This window comes from Paenibacillus auburnensis (assembly GCF_927798115.1).
Taxonomy (GTDB): domain Bacteria; phylum Bacillota; class Bacilli; order Paenibacillales; family Paenibacillaceae; genus Paenibacillus_AQ; species Paenibacillus_AQ auburnensis.
Map to the genome: position 1 here is coordinate 95,847 of NZ_CAKMMG010000003.1, position 24,214 is coordinate 120,060.

Annotated in this window: 12 protein-coding genes; 3 read left to right on the plus strand and 9 right to left on the minus strand. The window is 48.4% G+C overall.

The window, feature by feature from the left end; translation table 11 throughout:
* Positions 1 to 113: 113 nt before the first annotated feature.
* The 6 genes from L6H70_RS14510 to L6H70_RS14535 all read right to left on the minus strand — a co-directional run bounded on the left by L6H70_RS14510 (position 114) and on the right by L6H70_RS14535 (position 9,851).
* On the minus strand, positions 114 to 1,448 hold the full coding sequence (locus tag L6H70_RS14510) for a sensor histidine kinase (RefSeq protein WP_236334244.1): 1,335 nt from the start codon (positions 1,446 to 1,448) through the stop codon (positions 114 to 116).
* A complete protein-coding gene (locus tag L6H70_RS14515) occupies positions 1,438 to 2,133 on the minus strand; it encodes a response regulator transcription factor (RefSeq protein ID WP_236334246.1) in 696 nt (231 codons plus the stop codon). Before L6H70_RS14515 ends, L6H70_RS14510 begins: the two co-directional genes overlap by 11 nt.
* Before the next feature lie 273 nt (positions 2,134 to 2,406).
* A complete protein-coding gene (locus L6H70_RS14520; protein WP_236334248.1) occupies positions 2,407 to 6,318 on the minus strand; it encodes a glycosyl hydrolase 53 family protein in 3,912 nt (1,303 codons plus the stop codon).
* 186 nt (positions 6,319 to 6,504) lie between these two features.
* On the minus strand, positions 6,505 to 7,857 hold the full coding sequence (locus tag L6H70_RS14525; RefSeq protein WP_236334250.1) for a sodium-dependent transporter: 1,353 nt from the start codon (positions 7,855 to 7,857) through the stop codon (positions 6,505 to 6,507).
* 186 nt (positions 7,858 to 8,043) lie between these two features.
* Positions 8,044 to 8,751 (minus strand): DNA alkylation repair protein, encoded by a 708-nt coding sequence (locus tag L6H70_RS14530; protein ID WP_236334252.1) that lies wholly within the window; start codon positions 8,749 to 8,751, stop codon positions 8,044 to 8,046.
* A 26-nt stretch (positions 8,752 to 8,777) separates the two neighbouring features.
* Positions 8,778 to 9,851 (minus strand): HD-GYP domain-containing protein, encoded by a 1,074-nt coding sequence (locus L6H70_RS14535; protein ID WP_236334254.1) that lies wholly within the window; start codon positions 9,849 to 9,851, stop codon positions 8,778 to 8,780.
* Between the two features lie 458 nt (positions 9,852 to 10,309).
* On the opposite strand from L6H70_RS14535, the gene L6H70_RS14540 reads away from it, so the two are divergent.
* Positions 10,310 to 13,873 carry a M14 family metallopeptidase gene (locus tag L6H70_RS14540; RefSeq protein ID WP_236334256.1) on the plus strand — a complete coding sequence of 1,188 codons (3,564 nt, stop codon included), beginning with the start codon at positions 10,310 to 10,312 and terminating at the stop codon, positions 13,871 to 13,873.
* Positions 13,874 to 13,966: 93 nt separating this feature from the next.
* Here L6H70_RS14540 and L6H70_RS14545 read toward each other — a convergent pair whose 3' ends face one another.
* From L6H70_RS14545 to L6H70_RS14555, 3 genes are all read right to left on the minus strand, one after another.
* Positions 13,967 to 15,145, minus strand: a complete 1,179-nt coding sequence (locus tag L6H70_RS14545) for a sensor histidine kinase (protein ID WP_236334258.1) — start codon at positions 15,143 to 15,145, stop codon at positions 13,967 to 13,969.
* Between the two features lie 190 nt (positions 15,146 to 15,335).
* Positions 15,336 to 21,044, minus strand: a complete 5,709-nt coding sequence (locus L6H70_RS14550) for a HAMP domain-containing protein (protein ID WP_236334260.1) — start codon at positions 21,042 to 21,044, stop codon at positions 15,336 to 15,338.
* A 106-nt stretch (positions 21,045 to 21,150) separates the two neighbouring features.
* A complete protein-coding gene (locus tag L6H70_RS14555; protein WP_236334262.1) occupies positions 21,151 to 22,428 on the minus strand; it encodes an ATP-binding protein in 1,278 nt (425 codons plus the stop codon).
* Between the two features lie 241 nt (positions 22,429 to 22,669).
* Here L6H70_RS14555 and L6H70_RS14560 point away from each other — a divergent pair, with 241 nt between their 5' ends.
* Both L6H70_RS14560 and L6H70_RS14565 read left to right on the plus strand, forming a co-directional pair.
* A complete protein-coding gene (locus L6H70_RS14560) occupies positions 22,670 to 23,662 on the plus strand; it encodes a YiiG family protein (RefSeq protein ID WP_236334264.1) in 993 nt (330 codons plus the stop codon).
* Positions 23,663 to 23,898: 236 nt separating this feature from the next.
* Positions 23,899 to 24,189, plus strand: coding sequence for an ArsR/SmtB family transcription factor (locus L6H70_RS14565; protein WP_236334266.1), 291 nt, complete (start codon positions 23,899 to 23,901; stop codon positions 24,187 to 24,189).
* Positions 24,190 to 24,214: the final 25 nt, after the last annotated feature.

The window sequence follows — 24,214 nt, forward strand, 5'->3', positions numbered from 1 at the left end:
CGATAAAACCTCCATTTTTTAAAAAGATAAGATTTATATGCTCCGTGCAAACAATTATCCTTATCTTTCTCGCTGAAACGGATACCGTACTTATACGGACGGCGTAGCCGTTTCTACTTGAGTGGTTGTCTAAGGATTCGTTTGGTTTCAGGAAGGATGACCGTAAAGGTGCTCCCCTGATGCAGGGTGCTGGTTACGGCGATTCTGCCGCCATGCCTGCTTACAATCTCATAAGCGATAGCCAGCCCCAGTCCGGTGCCGCCATGTTCCCTTGTACGGGCTTGGTCTACCCGGTAGAACCGTTCGAATAAGTGAGGAATATCCTCCTCGGAAATCCCGCAACCCGTATCCTGAATGATTACATTCGCAGTACCGTTGTCATTTCGGGTAATTCCCATAGTAACTGTGCCGCCCTCCGCAGAATATTTAATGGCATTGTCCAAAAGAATATACAGCACCTGGTCAATCTGTTCGCTGTCACCTATACAGGTAAAGCCTTCTTCCGTATAGCTGATGTGGAATTGTAGCTTCACATTTTTCTCCAGAGCTATTAGCTGCATTCTTGCGGCTGCAAAAGAAAGGCTGTGCTGCAGATCGAATACCTCACGCCTCATCTGCTGCAGAGGGGAATCATTTCTGGCGAGTGTAAGCAGCTGTCCGGTCAAACGTGTCATACGCTCTATTTCTTCTTTCATATCCTGAAGCACCGTCTGATGGACAGGCGATAACTTGTGCTGTTCCTCTTCGAGGATGTCCACTGATAGCTGAAGCACACTGAGAGGGGTCCTTAGCTCATGGGATGCGTAAGCGGTGAATTTTTGCTGCCGGATAAACGCTTGGTTGAGAGGAAGTATAGCCCGGCCGGCCAGTATATAACCTAAGATTGTAGTCACCACCAGGAGGAGAAGAGTGATCCCGATGAGGAGCAGCCTCATCTCTTTTAATAGATGTTCCTGTTTGCTCACCTCTTCCCCGATCCAGAGAACAGGATGTTCTTCATCACCTGTCATCAGACGCAATACCGCGTAATTCGCCTGGTTGCTACCCGAAGATAGACTTAAATGAATGTAGCTTCTACTCCCTTGGGCCTCCAGCTGCTGCTGGAAGGAGGGTTGGATCAGCAGATTATTCCCCTCCGGTGAATGAACGAAGATCGTCCATGAAGAATCTGTGATGACAGCGAACTGGTCGCTTTGCAGATATTCCCATTCCATTCTACGGGCGCCATCCTGCTGCTGTTCATGAATCTCCTCAGCATCCTGCGACTGCTCCGGTTTATTCCGCCACTCATCCATAGCTTTTTGTCCGGCCGATTCCAGATTATGTTTTTCATCCCTGTGCATCACATCCGTCAATACCCAATAATAAGAGCCTGCCATAATGAGCAGAATCAATCCAATCATCGTGCTATAAAAGATGGTTAATTGCCTGCGGGTATTAGGTATCATCATGGTCAGCTCCGTTATCTACTAAACGGTAACCTCTTCCGTGTACACTCCTGATCAGCTTCACAGAGTATGGGTCATCGACTTTTTTTCGCAGCAGCTTGATGACGGCATCGACAGCGTTCAGCGTTACATTAGCTTCACTGCCCCACACAGAATTGAGAATACGCTCTCTGGAGAGCACGACATTCGGATGACGGGCAAAAAACTCCAGCAGCTGGAACTCGCGTTTGGTAAGCGTCAAAGGGACACCGTCACGCTCTGCCTCCTGTGTGTCCGGACTCAGCCGGAGGCCGCTGACCGCATACTTTATGTTATAGCCCCGGGTTTGCTTTCTGCGGTCCAGGGAGGTAATTCGGGCTAATAGTTCTTCGAATGCGAAGGGTTTGATCATGTAATCGTCCGCTCCTGTCAGAAGTCCGCTAACGCGATCCTCAATCTCTCCGCGTGCAGTCAGCATTAGAATAGCCGTGTTGTCGTTCAGGCTTCGCTGCTGCCGGCATAGCTCCAGACCGGTTTTGCCGGGAAGCATCCAGTCCAGAATATACAGGTCAAATTCCGCAGTAGAAAAAAACAGTTCCGCCTCTTCGGAATTGCGGGCCCATTCCGTCCGATGTCCTGCAGATGTGAGCTTATACTGAATCATATAGCCAAGCTTGGCGTCGTCTTCTACTAATAAAATGTGCATAATATCCTGCTTTCCAGTTCCAAAAATGTTAGATCATGTGGCGCTTGGCTCTGCCATAAATTGAAGTCCGCCTTTAAATATCCTTAAGACACATTATAGCTATAAAAAATGAAAAAATAATGAAATACTAATTTATGAAATTCAGGCAAAAGAAAGAGACCTGCCGGCTTATAGGCCTGACAAGTCTCTGCTGAAACGGTTCTTTAAATATAACTATTAATTACCTATGAAATAAGGCATCTTGCTTGCACAACCTTAACTTTGACCTCTTCCTTACTCTGCTGCTTCTCCGCCAGCTTCCCGTGTTGTGTAGCTGTGGTTTGTGGTGGCTTCAACAATGTCATAGAAAGCCCAATGGCTACTCGACACATCCGACCAGCTGGAAGACTGGATACCGAATAAAGGCCCACGTTTCAATACTCTGTTGAAAATAGTTACCGCTTCTGCCCGGGTTAAGTACTTATCCGGCCCGAAGCTTCCGTCCGGCATCCCTTTCATATAACCGGCCTGTTGAACCAGTGCAATGTTGTGAGCCGACCAGTGATCAGCAGTATCCGTGAATGTTGACACAGGTTCCCCGCTCAGCTGCATCCAGCGTACGACAACCGCAGCCATTTCAGCTCTGGTTATATACAGATCCGGCCCAAAGGTGCCGTCTGGATAACCTGTCATTAATCCGCCTGAAGTCACTTTAAGAATATCACCCGCAGCCCACTGGAAATCATTCTGATCTGTGTAAGCCACCGCCTGGGCATCTGAAGTCTTAACGGCTCCAAGGCGGGACAGAACTGCCGCCAGCTCAGCTCTGGTCATGGCTTGCTCCGGTTTGAACGTCCCGTCAGGGTAGCCTTGCATATACGCTTCATGTGATTTCTTAGGGGATGCAGACCAGTTATCCATGTCTAGCACAGTGAAGGTACTGAACTTGTTCACACTGATTTTCAGTCCCAGCTTATCGGCAGAATATTGCACCACTTGAGGCTGAACCAGCACTTTCTCCCCGTCACTATGTTCAACATAGATCACCAGATGAGACAGGAAGGCCTCTCTCGCTGCTGCATCCATTGGCAGCACATTACCTGGCAGCGGGAGGATCAAGTCTACCGGCTGATTTTTCACACCTGTCTCAATATTGACCGGACGGCCTACAACATGAACAGCCCCTGAGCCCGCAGCTGCTTGAACGATCTGCTCCCGCTTCGCCCGTTCTTCCACAGCCTTGATTGCCTGTTCACTCTTAACCGGGGTGAATTTGAACTGATAATCCCCGTCCAGCTGAGCCAGAGTTTGCTGTGGCAGAATCAGTCTGGCATTCACTGTAGACATCTCCAGATTAACCTTGCCGGATGCTATGGTCTTCAGGGTATCCTTAGACAAGCCAATTTCCTGCTCAGCGACGTTATCCTCTGTATCCGGAAGAACTAGCCGTACCGTATCAAGGCCGGCTGCAACAGCCTTGTTTACAGCCTCAAGCGCTTTTGCTGCAGTGTAGTCCACTTTGTCTTTCTTCGTTCCGTCCGCCAGGGTCGTACGGTTAATAATCAGACTGCTGCCATCTCCATTGACCGCTATAACTTCGGTCTGAGGCTGGGTTACTCCAGTAGACGGCTGGGTCACAGGCGTTTCTATTCCTGGTGTTTCCGTACCTGGCGTTCCTGTTCCTGGTGTTTCCGTTCCAGGCGTTCCTGTTCCAGGCGTTTCCGTTCCTGGTGTTTCCGTTCCCGGATCCGGCTCCTGCTCTCCGGTTCCCTTCACAAAGCTCAAATAGAAATCGTCCAGTGTTCCCCATGCGCCGCCGTCTGCTTTAACGCGGGCACCGATCGTCAGCTTTCCGTCCGTTACAAGAATATTCTCGAGCTGCGGGTTATTCCACTGCGTCCACCCGTTCACTCCGGTGTCCGTTTTCACTTCCGCTCCGCCTGTTACCGCGAAGAGATTCATCTCCGGATTAACAGCGTCTCCGCCCTGGATAAACATGGACAGATTGTAGTAACCTGGAGTCAGCCCGTATACCGTCTGCGTTACGCTAAAATTAACTCCACTGGCAGAATAGAAGTGTAACGAATAATTTCCGCTTTTGGCATCCGCCGCTTTATTCTGATAATCGGTATGCGGGCTGCTTCCTGCACCATAGGTGATCTCCCACATGCTCCGGTCGTTATTCTCAAAGCCTGCGTTAAGAATGAAGTTCTGTTTTTTAATCTCCAGATAAGCTTTCACCGTCAAGCCGCCTTCAGCCGTTCCTCCGATCACATAGCTGCCGGCTCCCTTGGTTACCGCTTGTTCAAGTGCGGATTGATCCCAGACAACAGGGATCGTTCCGGTACTTCCATCATTATAAGTAACGCTTGTTACGGACGGCAGCTGGACTGGTTCACCTGCAACAGCCGTCACCGTGACATCCTTGATCTCATCAACGGCGAGAGGTGCAACCGCCCCTGTATTCACATATTTGAACACATTCAGTGAAGCCAGCGGGTGCCCGTTGAAATCAAACAATGCCTGGTTGTCAACAGCACTTCCGCCATACCATACCCCTGCATCCTTAGGGTCATATTCCTTCGCATAGCTGGCTGCCCAGCCTGAGCCGTATTGCTCCCAGAGGAGCTTATTCTGCTCGAGCTTATCCTTCGGACCTACCGGAAGCCACGCCGGCTCCCAGTAGAATACGCCGATCCCCGCTGCACCCACTTTGGCAACCGCTTCGATTACATTTCTGAGCGAGTTGGCCTGGCCTTGAACGCTGATCGGGTAGTCCAGAACTTGCCCCGAGCTCTGAGGTGCAGTATTGCCATGCCCGTCCCCATCCTCAGCGGTATACGCATAAGAGGTTTCGGCTACCATCACTTTTTTACCGTACGTGTCGGCAACCTGCTTCAGTACAGAGGTCAAATTGCTTAATGTGCCGTGCCAGAACGGATAATAAGAGCTTGCAAATACATCATAGTCTACCTTATTATCCTGCAGGGTTTTGGCATAGGAAGCATATCTGCCTGCCGATTCCGGATTCGTAAAATGCAGTGCGATCTGAATGCCCGGGTCGGTCTCCCGGATCGCTTTACTGCCTGCACTGAACAATTCGCTCATCTTCGTCCAGTCGGATTCCCCGACGAATTGTCCATTGGTTTCATTGCCTACCTGAACCATGCCGATATCAATCTTTTGATCAAGCATAGCCTGCAGACTTTCTTTGGTATAGTTATAAAGTGCAGTCTTCTTCTCTTCAAAACTCAAATTTGCCCAGGCCTTAGGTGTATGCTGCTTGGCCGGATCCGCCCAAAAGTCGGAATAATGGAAGTCCACCAGCAGCTTCATGCCGTTTGCGGTCGCTCTTTTGCCGATTTCGATTGCGGTTGCCAGATCATTATTGCCTCCACCGTAACCGTTTCCAGCTGAATCAAAAGGATCATTCCATACGCGCACCCGGATATAGTTCACCCCGGCCTCATGTACGGTCTTAAAGATATCCTGTACCTCTCCAGCTTCGTTATAAAATTTAACTCCGCTGTTCTCTAACGAAATAATGCTGGAAATGTCCATGCCCTTAATAAAGTCAGACGGAAGTCCCTCCACCTTCTTCACAAAAATATCCGCAGCCACCGGCGGAACCGCCTCGGTGCTTGTCTGCTTCAGCTCAAAGCTGTCCGCATATCCCCAAGCGCCCGGACCGCCGCTGATGTTCGCTCCAAGTACAAGATTTGCGGTATCCTGCGTCAGAACAAATTTCAGGCTGACCGTTCCCCAAGCATTATAGCCGGTGGTGGCAGCAGCTGGCGCCTTCTCTGTACCCGCAAATAATTCAACATGTCCCGCTTGCTTATCAGCACCGCCCATAGACTTCACTGTAAGCTCGTAGCTTCCCGCAGGAAGAGAAGGAATGCTCTGCTTTACCTTGAATGCCGTGGTTCCGGCAGCAGTATCCTTGATCCAATATTTAAAGGCATGCGTCCCTTCATCCGGTGTGAGCCATTTATCGGAAGTGTACGCAAACTGCTGAATATCTAACTGATCCCACGCTTCGGTTTCCACACTCCATGACTTATCGGCCCAAAAATCCGACTCAAAACCGCCGTTCACAATATACGGACCGTTCGAATCTGCAGCCACAGCCGCTCCCAAGTTGAATGAAAATGAACTTAACATCAACAATACTGCCACAACAACAGAGATTACCTTTTGCCTCATCCTCAATTCTGATCATCCTTTCTATGTAAGCCCTTACAGCTCAATATATCAAAAGATCAGAAGCATTGATAACGTATCAATTTTAATATTTTGTATGCTTTAGCAAGAAGTTTAATCGTTATGCTCCAATTGCAGCAAAAAGCCACCGGGACAAGTCCCGATGGCTTACTAATGATTCAATATTGATTAGAAGGAGATAATCCCTGACGTATGAAGCAGTACCAGGAACACCAGCACAGGCGCCACATACCGGAGCATGAACAGCCAGATGCGGAACCAACGCGATTGAAGCCCGGCCGCTTCTGCCGCACCTTTCCAGAAGTATCCGGCAAAAACAGTAATCAGCAGACCGCCAAGCGGCAGCATAATATTAGAGGTAATGAAATCCATCCAGTCAAACAGGGCTTTACCTCCGAACGTCAGCTCAGGGAACATTCCGAGCGACAGCGCCGAAGGAATTCCAAGCAGGAAACAGACCAGTGACAAGATCCAGACCGAACGTTGACGGCTCCAGTTCCAGCGCTCCATTGCAAAGGATACAGGAACTTCAAGCAGGGATACCGCTGAGGTCAGCGCTGCAATCGCCAGCAGGATGAAGAACAAACCGCCGAAAAATCCGCCAAAAGGCATAGCCGAGAAAGCTGCCGGCAGCGCGATGAAGATCAGCGAAGGCCCCTGATCGGGAGCAATACCAAACGAGAACGTTGTCGGGAAAATAATCAGTCCAGCGATTAACGCATAGAGCAAATCTCCGCCGCCAATTGCGAATGCAGCCGTTCCCAGTGACTGTTTTTTATCTACATAAGAGCCATAGGTCAGCAGAATCCCCATCCCGAGCGATAAGGAGAAGAAGGCATGTCCCAAAGCGACCAATGCTGATTCCGCAGTCAGTACCGAGAAGTCCGGTTTAAGGAAGAACGATACACCTTCAGAGGCACCCGGCAAGGTTACAGCACGAATCATTAGCACAATGAGCAGAACTACCAGACCTGGAATCAGTACCTTGTTAAATTTCTCAATCCCGCCTGATACCCCGAGGACGACTACACCTGCCGTAACCAGCATGGCTACACCCTGCCAGACAATCGGCGCATATCCGGAAATAAAGGAGCCGAATTCACCGGCATAATCACTGGTACTGAACAATTGTCCATTGAAGGAAATCACTGCGTAATTCAGTGTCCAGCCGGCAACGATAATATAAAAAGATAGAATTAGAAACGGAGCCAGCACCTGCAGAATTCCGGCTGCCTTCCAGCCTTTTCCGCCTCCGGCCCGGATAAACGAAGTCGCTGCGCTTCCGCGGCCGCTGCGTCCGATGGCAAGCTCAGCGAGCAGCACCGGCAAGCCGATCAGCACCAGACAGACAATGAAGAGCAGGAAGAACGCTGCACCGCCATTTTCCCCTGTAATATACGGAAATTTCCACATATTCCCCAGACCCACCGAGCTGCCGATGGCTGCAAAAATAAAGCCGCTGGAAGAAAAACGCTCCTTCTTCTCCGAAAGCAGGCTTTGTTCACCTTTAACCTTATTCATGAATCGACGCCCCATTTTCTTTTTTAGACCTCATTATAGCTTATGTAACGATGTGTGTCATATACAATTTATTACTTTCCCGTAATAAAGGCATCTTCCCCCCCAAGAATATGCAAAACGACGCGAAAACGCTTAGGATTCATATAAAAAAAGCAACTCATCTGTTAGACAAGTCGCTTTCTTCATTCAGCATCGCACATGCTTGCGTTTAAAACCAATCCGTCCTTTATCTACGGCCTTTTGAATATTGTCGCAGGCGTTAATAAATTTGCTGCGGGGCTTACCCGTATTGACTTCTACCGGGCCTATGCTTCTGGCTGTCTCACATGCCTGATCATGAAGGGGCAGATAAGATACCGCCACTGTGTATACAAAGTTGTTCATTGCGTATTGGGCGCGTTCCGGAGCATCCTGAATTGTATTTTCCACAGTCTTCAGCATACCGGCAAGTTTGCGCTCAGAGAATTCGTGATCCTTACGGCTGCCGAGCAGCCAGCAGTAACAGCTCCAGCCCGCGGACATCCGCAGCTCCTCGCCGCTCGCGATCCACTTATCGGCCACCTGCTGCGCAATATCCGCTTCAGCCAAGGTTACCGCCACCACAAAATCAGACACCATGTAAAAATAGGCCCCGTCCATCCACCGGTCATAATCGGCTTCCGACATCGCATTCGGGTCGGCAATGATGCCGGCGAAATACATAGCGTCGTAATTTCCGGTGGCGTATAGCTGCTCAGCCAATGGCTGATTGATTTTGGTTTTCTTGAAGATCGGCTTCATTGCTCCGGTAGCCACACCAAACAGCGGCTCGTGTGCGCCATTCGAGAGGTAGATTTGCTTGGTTCGTTCCTTGCCGAGCGCTTCCAGCTCCTGCATGACCAGCTCTAGATTCATAGTTGCACACTTCCTTCGGAATCTTCTTATCCAATAACATCCATGATGTGGAGGTCATTCGTTTTACTAAGATCAATAAACTCGTTATCATCAATTGCAACAAGCGGCTTTGTAGGATAATTCACGTTAGTAAGCAGAATCTTCCCCGTACGTCCGTCTGATAAATGAACCTCGCATCCGACTTGATTCGCAAGCAGCGAATCCAGAAACGTCATGCCTATCGCAGAGTCAAAACGGTTATGTATAATTCCTTTATGAATTTCATTGATGACTTCGAAAAAAGTAAACGCGGGTCTATGCGGCCGGTCTGAGATCATCGCCATATATATATCTGCCAAGGTGACAATTTTACTTAGCCGGTCGATTTGATCGCCTTTTAATCCATGCGGGTACCCGCTGCCGTCTTCCCTTTCATGGTGCTGTAAGGCGACTAAGGCAACACGCGGATCCACATCCGAGCCTGCCAGCAGTTCGTAACCAAGTACGGTATGCTGCTTCATGATTTCCTGTTCGTGCTTTTCAAACCTTCCCGGTTTATTCATTAAGGAAGAAGGCAGCTTAACCGTGCCAATATCATACACACAGGACGCTATGGTCAGAAGACTCAGTTCCTCTTCATCCAGCTTGAGCCATTTGCCAAGCGAGGTGGCAATGACAGCAACCCCGATGCTTTGCTTATAGCGGTAATCCCCCTGGTCTTTAAGTTCGGAGAATACCTGGAATAGGTTATATCTCTTCGCAGTGTCTTTAATAAAGGGGAGTATTTTTTCTTCAACTTCCTCCATAGGAACGGTGCCGTTGTTCCGTACAAGCTTGTCTATTTCTTGCAGATGCATTTCAGTCCGTTTTACTTTGGCGCGGGATTCCGCGGCGGCTGCAGAACGAGGCAATACGGGAACTTCCGGCCGGACCGCTTCTTCCTCTACATAGCCTTCGACGGCTGCCTCCACACTGCCCAGCTGAATCTTGAAATTTGCTAACTTTTCGATATGACTCTTTCGAAGAATCGTGTCCTTGGAAATTAACAATATTCCATTGTCTGCATAAATGTGGTTCGCCAAACGTTTTCCAATAAAATAGTCGTATTCAATGATCGACATAATGGAGCCAACTCCTCTTTCATCCCTCGGGGTACAAAGTCTTTCTGGTTCGAGATAGTTATCCTTCTATGGAGAATATTCTATAGACTATTGCGGCAGATTGGAAGAATTTATTATTTTTGCATTCTGAAAATGAATCTATAGTAACGGTCCTGTTAGCCGAAGGCTGGATTTACTTGGGTCATTCGATTTAGGGTTTCGTTCTTTGGCGGGAAAATTTTTTTGAATCTATTCTATGAAAAAAGCTTCCGCTTTTAAATAAAATGCTATATTATATTAATTCAAATGCATAATAAAAATATTTAATGTATATTAATTCGTTACATGTGATGTGAATATGACATGTTCATGGGAACATTACCATGCGAATCTGAATGGAGGGATGCATAAACTTGCATACGCTGTTGTCCTTAGTACCAGCAAATATATAAATAGAGAGAAACACTGGGAGGTAAATAATGACCAAGAAATTATTATCCTTATTAATCGCATTAACCCTGACGTTATCCGGAATCCTTCCCGCAGCTTATGCGGGTGAAGCTGTCACTGAAGTTCAGACTCAGGTTCTGACTGCACCGGCATCAACCGGTTCCGGCATTTCCGCTACAGTTACCTCAGAAGTCTATCAAACCCCTGCACCTACCGTATCGGCAGAAGTCTACCAGGCCTCGATGACTGAAGCCAGAACAATGCTGGTTACGCTAACCCTTCCTGAAGGTGTCACAGCAGACCAGCTTACCTGGAATTTCGGCAGAACGGCGGAAGAGATGAAACCGCTGGCAGAGTGGAAAAAATGGAATAACGCTTCTAACGTTAGAGCCTATACAGGAGATCCGTTCGTAAAAGTAACCTATGAGCCTGTTTCACCTACAACGGTCACCGCTCTGGTATACTTCGATATGCCTTTCGGCTCCAATCTGTCCCTAAGCGGAATCCGGGCCGAATATGTCAAGCTTGCCGGGGTATACAACCTTACAGCGGCCGCTCCTGCCGGCCAGGTGCTGGCACAGCAGCAAGTGAAGCTGAACCCGTATGATACCTATCATACATATGATGAAATCAAACCGGCGATCGATAGAATTACAGCTGACAGCAATAATAAATACGGCCGTTATGTAGAATATCAGCAGATCGGTACGTCCACACAGGGACGGGCGATCCACTTCTCCATCGTCGCTAAGGACAAGGCATCCGTAGACCAATATTTGAATAAAACACTGCCGCTGATGAACAATGACCCTGCTGCATTGCAGGAGATGATCAAAAACGGCCAGTTGCAGGATTATAAAGTGCCGATTTGGCTGAACAATATCCATGCGGATGAAGCCAATGGTGTAGATGTCATTATTAAGTTTTTGGATACACTGATGACCCAGAAAATCGTCAACTATGATACGACCGATGCGAACGGTAACGTGGTTCCGGTAGCACTGGACATCGACAAGGCGCTGGACAATGTGATTTTCCTGCTCGATTATGTGGAGAATCCGGATGGACGTGCTCTGAACACACGCGCTACTTCAACGCTGCTCGACCCGAACCGCGATAACTCCTACCAGACACAACCGGAGACCCAGGCTGTCACAGCACAAATTGCCAAGTGGACACCGCTGAGCTTCCTGGATATGCACGGTTTCGTGAGCGGCTTCCTGATCGAGCCTTGTACACCGCCGCATGATCCGAACATCGAATACGATCTGGTTATGGATAACATGCTTGAACAGGCTACAGCCATGGGTAATGCCGGGATCGCCAATACCAAATATGATGCTTACCACATCCCTTATCTGGAAGCGGAGAAATTAAAGAATGACCCGGCTTATGCTAATCCTTACGGCAATGCCACCGGATGGGATGATGCTTCCCCGGCATACACCGCAGTCTATGCGATGCACCAGGGTGCCCTTGGACATACCATCGAGGTGCCGGAGCTGAATGAAGATTCCCTCGATGCGTTCTATTATGCAGCACTGGCTGCCACCAGCTATGTGCAGGACAATAAAGAAGAGCTCTTCCTGAACCAGCTCGAAATCTTTAAACGCGGCATCAATAATGAAGACCACAAAGAGGTTGATCCGTATCTGGTAAATGCCAAATATGAATCCATCGGCCGTGAGCGTGAGACGGCGGACACGAACTTCTTCCCTGAATATTATGTGCTTCCGGTAGCCAAAGATCTGCAGAAGAACGAGCTGGAAACTTACAAAATGGTGCAGTATCTGCTCCGTAACGGAGTGAAGGTTGAGCAGACGACCACACCGGTAAGCGTGGATGGAGTCACCTATCCGGCTGGCACCTATGTGGTGAACATGCATCAGGCCAAACGCGGCTATGCCAACCTGGTTCTGTATGACGGCCTGGATGTCTCTGACTTTGATGCGATGTATTCCGACACCGTACAGAATTTTGCGGATATGCGCGGATTCGACCGCTACATCAGCCGGAGCACCGGTGCCTTCACTGGCAAGACCCAGCAGGTTAGCAGTGTCGTCATTCCGACAACTAACCTTGATCAGTATCCATTTGCGCAAAATTACGTTATCCGCAACAGCAACAACGATGCGATCAAAGCAGTTAACGAATTGCTTGCGAACCACAAAGCAGTAACCTTGCTCTCCAATAATGGAGCCGGATATGAAAAAGGCAGCTTCCTGGTCTCCAGATCCAATCTGAGAACTGTATCTTCCAAATACTTACTCGACCTTGTGCCTTTCAGCACTACGGGAGACAAGACCGGCAAGCTGCTCAAGCCGGCGAATGTAGGCATTGCCGGAGCACCTTCCTTCATCTTAGCCGATCTTGGATTTAAAGTGACTACCGACACGGCAGCTGCAGACGTGCTGGTCAATGCAGGCACGAGCCTGATTGCCAGCGGCAAACCGTTCATCGGATATGGACGCACCATGCTGGGCAGTATCAAATCTCTGAATATTTTACCTGGCCTGGACTATGCCAATCCGGTCAACCAAGCGAAAAAGGCTGCAGCACATGAAGGCTTGTTCCAAGCGAACGTCTCACAGGACAGCGTAATAACGGCTCCTTATGCAGACAATGAATACCTGTATACTGTTTCGGCTGCTTACATCACGGCTGTTCCGCAAGGCGCTGAAATACTGGCGGAATACGGAACGGGCGAAGATTTCTTCAAAGCCGGCTGGTGGCCGAATAGCGATGCTGCTAAAGGTCAGGTGCTGGCCCTGAATTATCAGACGGACAACATTCATGTGACCTTGTTCGCAAATGATCTGCTCAATAAATATCACCCGCAGAACCAGTTCCGGTTACTGGCCAATGCGATCTATGCCTCCGCTCCGGCAGCTACGGAAGCAGACGGCATGGATAACGGTGTGCTTGAACCGGAACCGCCTGCTACTCCGGGTACGAGTGTACCTGTGCCAACAGCAACACCGGCACCAACAACAACACCTGCTCCGGTTGCACCTCAGCCGTCAGCTACACCTGCTCCTGCGGTTAGCTTCACCGATCTTGGCAATGTTGCATGGGCCGCATCGGCTATCAAAGAATTAACCGCTAAAGGCATCCTTCAGGGTGTGGGCGGCAACTCCTTCGCACCGCTCAAAGAAGTGACCCGTGCCGAGTTCATCACCATGATCGTCCGTGCCTTTAACCTGCCGCTAGAGAATGCATCAGCTACCTTCAGTGATGTGGCTACCACTGACTGGGCCTACAGCTACGTTGCTGCTGGTGTCCAGAATGGTCTGGTGGGCGGTGTAGGCGTCGGCAAGTTCGAACCCAGCCGCTCTATCACACGGGAAGAGATGGCGATCATCGCCGCGAATGCCCTGACGAAGTTCAAAGGCAAATCGGTTACCGATACGGATGCGATACTGGCGAACTTCAAGGACAAATCGAGCATTGCTTCCTACAGTAAAAACGCGGTAGCGCTGCTTACTCAGGAAGGAATTGTGAAGGGCATGACGGACAGCACATTTGTACCAAAAGGGATTGCAAACCGTGCCCAAGCCGCTGTCATTATCAGCAACATCATCAGTCTGCCATAAACCGAATGCATAATTGCAAGTAAATGTGAACAGGGATGTCTCCAGCCCGCTAGTGGCTGAGGACATCCCTGTTTGCCGTTCATAACAACATTTTTATTTATCGCCGCATACCCAAGGCAAAGTAACGCTCACGGTGGTTCCTACCTGCACCTCTGAATCCACCTTAATTTGCCCTCCATACATTTCAATTAACTGTTTACAGATTGATAAGCCGATCCCTGTCCCTTTTGGCTTGGTAGTAAAGAAAGGGTCAAATATCCGCTTTAGTTTCTCGGGCATAATTCCTTCCCCGTTATCTTTAAAGAGCAGGATAATTTCGTTTGTCTCAGCCGCGGTCGTAATCGTAACATGTATCTTCCCTTTGCATGCTGTGAAGGAATCAATACTATTTTTCAAGATGTTCAGGAATACCTGTTCCAGTTGAGAAGCACTCCCAAACGTTAGTACCGTTTCTGCGGAATAATCCACTGAAAGAACAATATCATCACTGAGAATAAGCTGATTCACAATGTTATTAACTCTATGTATAACCTCTATAACATTAAATACTGCACCGCTATCCTTCTTACTATCCCCTTTTCGGGACAGTAGCAGAAAGTCCGTTACTAGCCCGTTCAGCGTATCAATCTCTTTAATCGTTATGTCCATGTATGTACGCAATTCATTGGCCTTGATCTCAGGTTCAGCCAGCCTGTTATTAACAAGCTGGGCAAATCCTTTAATTGAAGCCAGGGGATTACGGATTTCATGTGCCATGCCGGCTGCCATTTGCCCCATTACAGCAATTTTTTGTTCATGTAAACTGTCAATCAGTTGTTTTTTATTGGATAGATAGCCCTGGGTAAAACCGCTAAAACGGGTCCAGTTACTCTCCATTAAGCGATTATAGAAAAACAACCGGTTTGTTGAATCATCCACAGCCTCATCAATGATCGTAAACATGATATTCTGAGCGGTCAAGTTTAAATCTTTACTCATTTCAAGCAGGATATCAAAATGATCACCGAATATCTCTGCAGTGTAATTCCCTTGCTGGACCCCCTCTTTTTCCTGTGAATCCAGGTACCTGCCGTAATCCAAGGAATCCAGGAACATTGCATCGATCATACGAATGAATGTCGTACTGAAACTTGAGTTTAACAGGTCCTTATAAGTTTCTACAAACCAGGCAGATTGGATGTTTTTTAGAGTAACAGAGTGATAATGCCTGTCCAAAATCGTTGAAACAGCCATGATTAATGACGTACGTAATTCCTTTTTACTATATGCCATTTCTATCCTCCCTCTTTGTTGTTTATATTCAATAAATGTGTATATTTTCCTTCCTCAACAAAACCAATTATTCCACACTACTCAGCTCATCCTATTTTACTTCAAATTTAAAACATAAGCTCTATAAAAATACAAAACAGCACTTCTCCACAAAAGGCAGAAGTGCTGCTTTGCTGGTGAAGCCTAAGGGCTATTTGTCCAGCCAAGTCCGCATCATGGATAACAGCTGGGTACTGTTAACCGGTTTGGTAATGTAATCCGAGCAGCCGGCTTCGAGGCACAGCTCCCGGTCTCCCTTCATAGCTTTGGCTGTAAGGGCAAGAATAGGAAGGTTCTTGAATTCTGCCTTCTCCCGGATCGCCCGGGTCGTTTCGTACCCGTCCATTCCCGGCATCATGATATCCATTAGCACAATTTCGATATCCGGTGTCTGTTCCAGGAGATCAATGGCGTCCTGGCCGTTCTCGGCAGGAATGACCTTCATATGATGACGCTCCAGGATCGAGGTAAGCGCAAAGATGTTGCGGATATCATCATCCACTACCAGCACTTTCTTAGATTCGATCATTTCATCCGAACTATATAGTTTAACCAGTTTATCCCTTAAGTCAGATGGCAGATCCTCCGCTTTAAGGTGCAGGAAGAGGGTCGTCTCGTCAATCAATTGAGTATTCGACTTCACCTCTTTGATGACCGCCATCTTGACCAAATCATCCCACTCGTTCTCCTCAGCAGTTGTCAGCTTCTTGCTCAGGCGGGCAACAACGGGAACTTTTTTATTTTTGGCGTTCTTGTGCATATCCCGGACAAACCGGATGAGATTCATATCGGGCAAATTATTGTCCAGAACCACACAATCGAAATCTTTATTATTGATCTGGTTCAAAGCCTTGCGTCCCGTGTCGACTACCGTGAGCTTGATATCCTGATTGCTCAGCTGGTCGACGATTTGCTTGCGCTCTTGCTCATCATGAACTGCAATCAGCAGGCTGCGGCCTTTCTTGTCGGTGAATTGGTTCAAACGGTCGAGTGCATTCTCGAGCTCTTCGTTTGTCACCGGTTTCCGGAAGTAATCGTGAACCCCCTTCTGCAGCAGGAGCACCTCTTCCTCGTCCACGGTCATGACACAAATAGGAATATGCCGCACATAGATATCGCTCTTCAGCTGCTCCAGTACCATCCAGCCGTTCGTATCCCCGCCAAGATGCAGATCAAGCGTTATAGCAATTGGCTTATACTTATGGACGAGTTCCAGTGCATCATATCCGCTTGACGAAATGATAGCTTTAATTCCTCTTTTGTGAAGAAGATCGAGAATGATTTCATTGAACTTCTGGTCATCCTCAACAATCAGGAATACGCGGTCTCCAGGCTCAAGGTTATCCCGGTCGTCAAGCAAAGCTTCCTCCGCCGGTTTAACCAGGCTGCTTCTGCGTTTAGGCGGAGTGATATCAATCACTTCCGGAACATGCGCCTTTTTGATTTCCGGCTCCGTGAATTCCGCTTCAGTCGGAAGATACAGATTAAATACGCTTCCCTTGTTCACTTCACTGTACAGGATAATTTCTCCGCCCAGCATTTCGGCAATTTCACGGGATATGGCTAAACCTAAGCCTGTTCCGCCATATTCCCGGTTGGTGCTGCCGTCCGCCTGTTGGAAGGCTTCGAAAATGATCTGCTGTTTTTCATGCGGGATGCCGATCCCCGTGTCGCTTACGGAGAAGCAAATAACCGTTTTGGCCCGGTTCAGCGATTCATTCTCCGGATGCCAACCCTCAGTCGCCTTCCGGATCTGGAGCATAATCTGTCCTTGTTCCGTGAACTTAAAGGCGTTTGAAAGCAGGTTTTTTAGAATTTGCTGAAGCCGTTTGAAGTCCGTTATTATTCTAGCCGGTAAGCCGGGATCTACCTTGATCCGGTACTCGAGCTTCTTAGCATCCACCATATGGCGGAAGGTGCGGTCCAGCCCGTCGGTCAGCTCGGCCAAGGACACTTCACTATAATCCGGCGTAATCGTGCCCGATTCGATTTTGGACAGATCCAGAATATCATTGATCAGGTTAAGCAATTCGAGTCCGGAGTCCTGAATCGTCTTTGCGAACTTCACCTGAATCTCATGAAGGTTGTCATCCGGGTTCTCGGCAAGCTGTTCTGCCAGGAGCAGCAACGAATTCAGCGGGGTACGCAGTTCGTGCGACATGTTGGCCAAAAACTCGGATTTGTACTTGGAGGTGAGGGCAAGCTGTTCCGCTTTCTCCTCCAGGTATCGTTTGGCCACCTCGACCTCATGGTTTTTGCTCTCCACTTCCGCTTTCTGCAGGACGAGCAGCTTTGCCTTATCCTCGAGTTCGTCATTTGTATTCCGCAGCTCCATCTGCTGCTTCTGGAGCTCTTCGGTAAGGGACTGCGACTGGATCAGCAGTTCCTCTGTACGCTGGTTCGCCTGCATCGTGTTAATCACAATTCCTATCGATTCCGTAAGCTGATCCAGGAAGGCAATATCGATATCGCTGTACGGGCGGAAGGTTGCCAGTTCCAGAATCGCGAGCACCTGATCCTCGAAAATAATCGGCAGTAAAATGATGTTGAGAGGTGTAGCTTCACCCAATGCTGACGAGATTACGACATAATCACCCGGCACGTTGGTGAGCAGGATTCGCTGTTTCTCGATCAGGCATTGGCCGACAAGGCCCTGCCCGGCCCGGAATTCGTTCGCCAGATGCTTGCGGCTCTGGTAAGCATAGCTGGCAAACAGCTTCAGCACCGGTTCACCGCCGGACGGTTCATTGATATAGAAGACACCGTGCTGCATGGACACGAGCGGAGCCAGCTCGGACAGGATCATGCGGCTGACCGCATACAAATCTCTTTGTCCTTGCAGAAGCCGTGAGAATTTGGCGAGATTGGTCTTGAGCCAGTCCTGCTCCGTATTGATACGGGTCGTTTCCTTCAGATTCCGGATCATTTCGTTGATGTTGTCTTTGAGCGTCGCGACTTCTCCGGATGCGGATACGTCGATAGCACGTGACAGATCGCCATTCGTAACCGCAGTTGCAACGTTAGTGATGGCGCGCACCTGGGTGGTCAGCGTACTCGCCATGTAGTTAACGTTGTCGGTGAGGTCACGCCAAGTACCGGCTGCGCCCGGAACATTCGCTTGCCCGCCAAGCTTTCCTTCGGCACCTACTTCACGTGCCACCGTAGTTACCTGATCTGCGAAGGTAGCCAGCGTCTCGATCATATTGTTGATGGTATCCGTCAGCTCGGCGATTTCGCCTTTCGCTTCCACAGTCAGTTTTTGCTTCAGGTTACCATTCGCAACCGCGGTCACTACCTTGGCGATTCCGCGCACCTGATCTGTCAGGTTGGTCGCCATAATATTAACGTTATCGGTAAGGTCTTTCCAGATCCCTCCGACCCCGCGGACCTGGGCTTGGCCGCCCAGCTTACCGTCTGTACCGACCTCACGGGCCACACGCGTAACCTCGGAGGCGAACGAATTCAGCTGATCCACCATCGTATTGATTGTGTTCTTCAGTTCCAATAGTTCGCCTTTAACGTCAACAGTAATTTTCTTGGACAGGTCCCCGTTCGCTACCGCCGTTGTAACACCGGCAATGTTACGCATTTGAATGGTCAAGTTGCTGGCCATGTAGTTAACCGTATCGGTCAAATCCTTCCAAGTACCGGAGACATCCTTCACTTCTGCTTGCGCGCCGAGTTTACCATCCGTCCCCACCTCGCGCGCTACGCGTGTAACCTCGGAGGCGAAGGTCGAGAGCTGATCCACCATCGTATTGATCGTATTCTTCAGTTCAAGGATTTCGCCTTTTACGTCAACAGTGATTTTCTTGGACAGGTCACCCTTCGCTACCGCCGTCGTAACGTCCGCGATGTTACGCACCTGGTCCGTCAGGTTCCGGGCCATGTTATTAACGCCCTCGGTCAAATCTTTCCAGGTTCCGCCGACCCCTTTAACCTGAGCTTGTCCGCCCAGTTTCCCCTCCGTACCTACCTCACGCGCTACCCGCGTAACCTCGGAGGAGAACATGGAGAGCTGGTCCACCATCGTGTTGATCGTATTTTTCAGCTCGAGGATTTCCCCTTGTACATCGGCCGTGATTTTCTTGGACAGATCGCCGTTCGCTACAGCCGTCGTTACGACGGCGATGTTGCGCACTTGGTTGGTTAAGTTAGACGCCATGTAGTTTACGCTCTCGGTCAAATCCCGCCAGGTACCCGCAACGCCTTTAACCTGGGCTTGTCCGCCCAGCATCCCCTCCGTACCTACCTCCCGTGCTACACGCGTTACCTCGGAAGCGAAGGTTGAGAGCTGATCCACCATCGTGTTAATGGTATTCTTAAGCTCAAGAATTTCACCTTTCGCATTCACCGTGATCTGCTTGGACAGATCGCCTTTCGCAACCGCAGTAGTCACCTCGGCGATATTACGCACCTGATCGGTCAGTGTACCGGCCATAAAGTTGACGCTATCTGTCAAATCCTTCCATGTACCCGATACGCCTTTAACGTCCGCTTGACCGCCCAGAATCCCTTCCGTTGATACCTCCCGCGCCACACGTGTAACCTCGGAAGCAAAGTTGCTGAGCTGATCCACCATGATATTGATCGTGCTTTTCAACTGGAGGATCTCGCCTTTTGCATCAACCGTAATCGTCTTCGACAGATCACCCTTAGCTACGGCGGTTGTCACTTCCGCAATGTTACGCACCTGGTTGGTTAAGTTAGACGCCATGTAGTTTACGCTCTCGGTCAAATCACGCCATGTGCCGGAGACGCCTTTTACATCCGCCTGTCCGCCGAGTATCCCTTCCGTACCGACCTCGCGCGCCATACGGGTAACCTCAGAAGCAAAGGTCGACAATTGATCCACCATCGTGTTGATCGTGTTCTTAAGTTCCAGGATTTCACCTTGTACATCAGCTGTAATCTTCTTCGAAAGATCGCCGTTTGCGACCGCAGTGGTAACAACCGCAATGTTACGCACCTGGTTGGTCAGGTTGGAGGCCATGTAGTTTACACTTTCGGTTAAATCCCGCCAAGTACCGGATACGTCTTTAACATCCGCCTGACCGCCAAGCTTACCTTCTGTGCCGACCTCACGCGCCACTCGTGTAACCTCGGACGAGAACATGGAGAGCTGTTCCACCATGGTGTTGATCGTATTTTTGAGTTCAAGGATTTCTCCCCGGGCATTTACCGTGATTTGCTTCGACAGATCCCCGTTTGCTACGGCCGTTGTTACCGCCGCGATGTTACGCACTTGATCCGTAAGGTTGGTAGCCATATAATTCACGCTATCCGTCAGGTCTTTCCAGGTGCCCGAAACCCCTTTGACGTCTGCCTGACCGCCCAGAATCCCTTCCGTACCGACCTCGCGCGCCACCCGGGTAACCTCTGAGGCAAAGGTGCTGAGCTGATTCACCATCATGTTAATGTTGCTTGCTGTTCTCTGGAATTCTCCGGTGAGCGGTCTGCCTTCGATTTCCAGCTCGACCTTCTGGGACAGGTCCCCTTTGGCTACGGCGTTAATTACCCGCACCATTTCGCTCGTTGGTTGAATCAGGTCAATAACCAGACCATTCAATGAATCCGTGATGGTTTCCCATGATCCGCCTAGGTTTTTCTGTACGAATCTTTTCGAGAGATTACCCTCTTTCCCGACAACCTTGGCTACAGTCTGGACTTCATAGACCAGACCTTCCTGAATATCCATGATTTCATTAAATGTATCTGCTACCTTACCGGCTACACCCGTACGGTCATAAGGCATTCTGTAGGAAAAGTTGCCTTTCTTCATAGCCATTAAGGCGTTGAGCAGTTCGCCAGCGTCAATTTGATCATCGTTTTTCTCGTTAGTTTGGTTTTGATCCTTCATCCTCAACCCTGCCCCTTTTGCATCAAATATTTTGAATACTCTGATTGGTCATCTCATACCGAATCGCTTGACTGTAAACCTTGCCAAGAACCAGTCAGGATAAGAATCAGAGCCTAGTATCGCTGTTGATCGTAATATCCGTTCTCACGGGCTTCAGAGCCGGCTCGTCCCGCGTCTGAGTGAAGGAGTCCGGGCTTAAGTACGGCTTGGCATCAACCGTAAAAATGAACGTTGCACCGGGTTCATCCGAAGGTTCTACCCTTATCGTGCCTCCCATTAATTCGATTAGGGATTTACTGATCGATAATCCAAGCCCCGTGCCTCCAAACTTACGGGTAGTTGAGGCGTCAAGCTGGGAGAAGGGCTGAAACAGTTCAGGTATCTTATCCGGAGGGATACCGATTCCGGTATCCTTTATAATAAATTCAAGCGTAAGCGAATCCGACGTCTCGGCAAGCTTGTTAACCATTATGTATACACTGCCCTCAGGTGTAAACTTCACAGCATTGCCCACAAGATTATTCAATACCTGACGGAGGCGATTCATATCGCCTATTATCCAGGATGGCAATAAGGGATCGACCATTAACACCATTTCCAGATTCCGTTCCCTGGTTTGGGCTGTAAACAAATCAATCGTTTCATTCAGGCAGTGCTGTAGAGAGAATGGCGCCTCTTCCAGTTCGATCTTTCCGGATTCGATTTTGGAAAAATCCAGAATGTGATTGATCACAGAGAGCAGTGCATTGCCGCTCTTGTGAATAATCCCCGCCATCTCCGCATATTCCTCAGGTAAATCGCAGGCCAGAAGCAAATCCGACATGCCGATAATTCCATTTAGCGGAGTACGGATTTCATGGCTCATCATGGCCAGAAACTCTGATTTCACACGTGAGGCAATTTCCGCCGTCTCCTTGGCCTTGCTGAGCGCCTGGTTCGTTTTCTCCATCTGCTTTGTTTGTTCCTTCAACATTTCACTTTGGATCTGAAGGGTTTTGTTAGCTTCATACATGCTGACGTAGCCCTCAATTTTGGATTTGAAAATTTGCGGAACGAGAGGTTTCGTCATGTAATCCACTGCACCAACCGAATAACCGGCAAAGATATTCTCCAAGGTATTCCTGGTTGCCGTCATGAAGATAATTGGCACGTATTTATTTTTCTCACGGGTCCGGATGATAGCAGCTGTCTCGAACCCGTCCATTTCCGGCATTTGCACGTCCATGACAATGACAGCAAACTCCTCTTCTAATAAACACCGCAAAGCTTCCATCCCGGAATAAGCCCGAACCAGTCGATAGGGTTCTCCGCTCAGAATCGCTTCAATGGCCACCAGGTTTTCCGGGTGATCGTCTACGAGCAGGATGTTAACTGGAAAATTCATGACGTTCCTCACCTTCCAACTTATGGCTTGCTGGCTGTACGTTTATTATTTCAAAAACAAAGGTTATATACCCATATCTTCAAATGCTGAAACTCCGTAACCGGATTTAACTCTGGCTAATAGTGCCAACAAAAAAATTTGAAGATTTTGCTACTCAAGTCTCAAGACCTGCTTACCAAATAACTTTAAAATTGAACAAAAGAAAAGCACGAAAAATGACACAGTCGGAGGAATCCCTATTTTGAGAAAACTATCATCCGTTATTGCCATTATCTTGTTAGTTGCAATGTTGTCCGCTTGTTCTTCCGGTACATCCACCATGGGTCAAGCGCCTGCAGGCATTACGTCCGGCGAGAGCAAAGAAATTGAGAAATACAATGCGTATGTGATGCTGAATAACTTGATGACAGGTAGAATCAATGAGGTTCTGGTTCATTATTTCGAAAAGTTCGGGGTGGATACACAGCCTGTAATCGATGAGAACTTCAGCTTCATCATGCTTGATGTTGCTGAAACGGAACGGGAGGTTATTGATAAAGCCAACGGTTATACCGCAAGTCAGCCTGCTTTTGCAAACGCGGACCCCTTAGTGACCAAACTGACACCAGTCATCAAAGACTTGTTGTCCGTCCTCGACGATATGAAAGCCTACTATGATTCAAAAGGCTACGTGGATGATGATTTCGCAAAAGGAAAACAGCTGCATACCAAGCTGGTAAATGCCAATCTCGCTTATGAGACTGTCGCCAGCCAATACTTCACGGCTCTGCAAAAATTGGGTAACGAGCAGCGTCAGGCTGAACTGCAAAAACTCAAGGATGCAGACCAGCAGATCAGATATAATGCCTTAAAGTTCATGATAGATGCCGAGGCTACGGCTATTGAATTGGATGAACAGGGAATCACCGCAGGCAATGTGCTGCAGCTGGATATGGCGAAGTTTAAAGCCAAATACGACATTATGACCGCAGACTTGAATGCGCTCATGACCATCTCCAAAGACAAGGAACGAATTCAAAAAGAAGGGGTTAACAGCTTCAGCATCGGGAACTATGTAAATGCAGCCACCGAAGCAAAAGCGGCCGCTTCAAAAATTATTGAACGTATCAATAAAAAGGAACCTGTATCTGATTCTGACCTGAGCGGCCAGTTCCTGCACACTACGGACGGTACACCTGAGAATTTCAATTATCTGCTAAGCAAGGCAATCGAAAGGTATAATGAAATGAATTAAATTGATAGTTCAATTAAGAACTACGGCAGCCGCCAGATGGTCGGCTGCCTTTTCGTTACACTAATGGGCCGAATAGTTCCAATATGTGGGTTTATAATCAGGATGAAAATTTGTAATGAGGTGGTGTTAGTTCTGATAGCTAGAACTTGGCATGCGTTGTACTTTAAATAACAAAGAGACTATGGTGTTATTTTTTAAAGACTTGATTTGTAGGAAAATCTTAGTACAATAGTTTTATGACTACTAAAAAAATAATACATGATGAACTCAGAGTCAAAATATTTAAAGCATTAGCCGATGAAACCAGATTAGACATCATACGAGCTTTATACGTAACCAAGAAGGAGATGAATTGTGGGGAAATTGGAGACATTCGCGATACTTCGAAATCAAATACTTCATACCACTTACGTACTTTAAAGGAGGCGAGATTGATAAAGGTACGAAAAGAAGCTCAAGCGAAGTATATGACTATCGAATTAGAGACATTTCAAACATACTTACCTGGATTTCTGGATACGTTGTAGAAGGAAATTCTTTTTTTCTTTATTA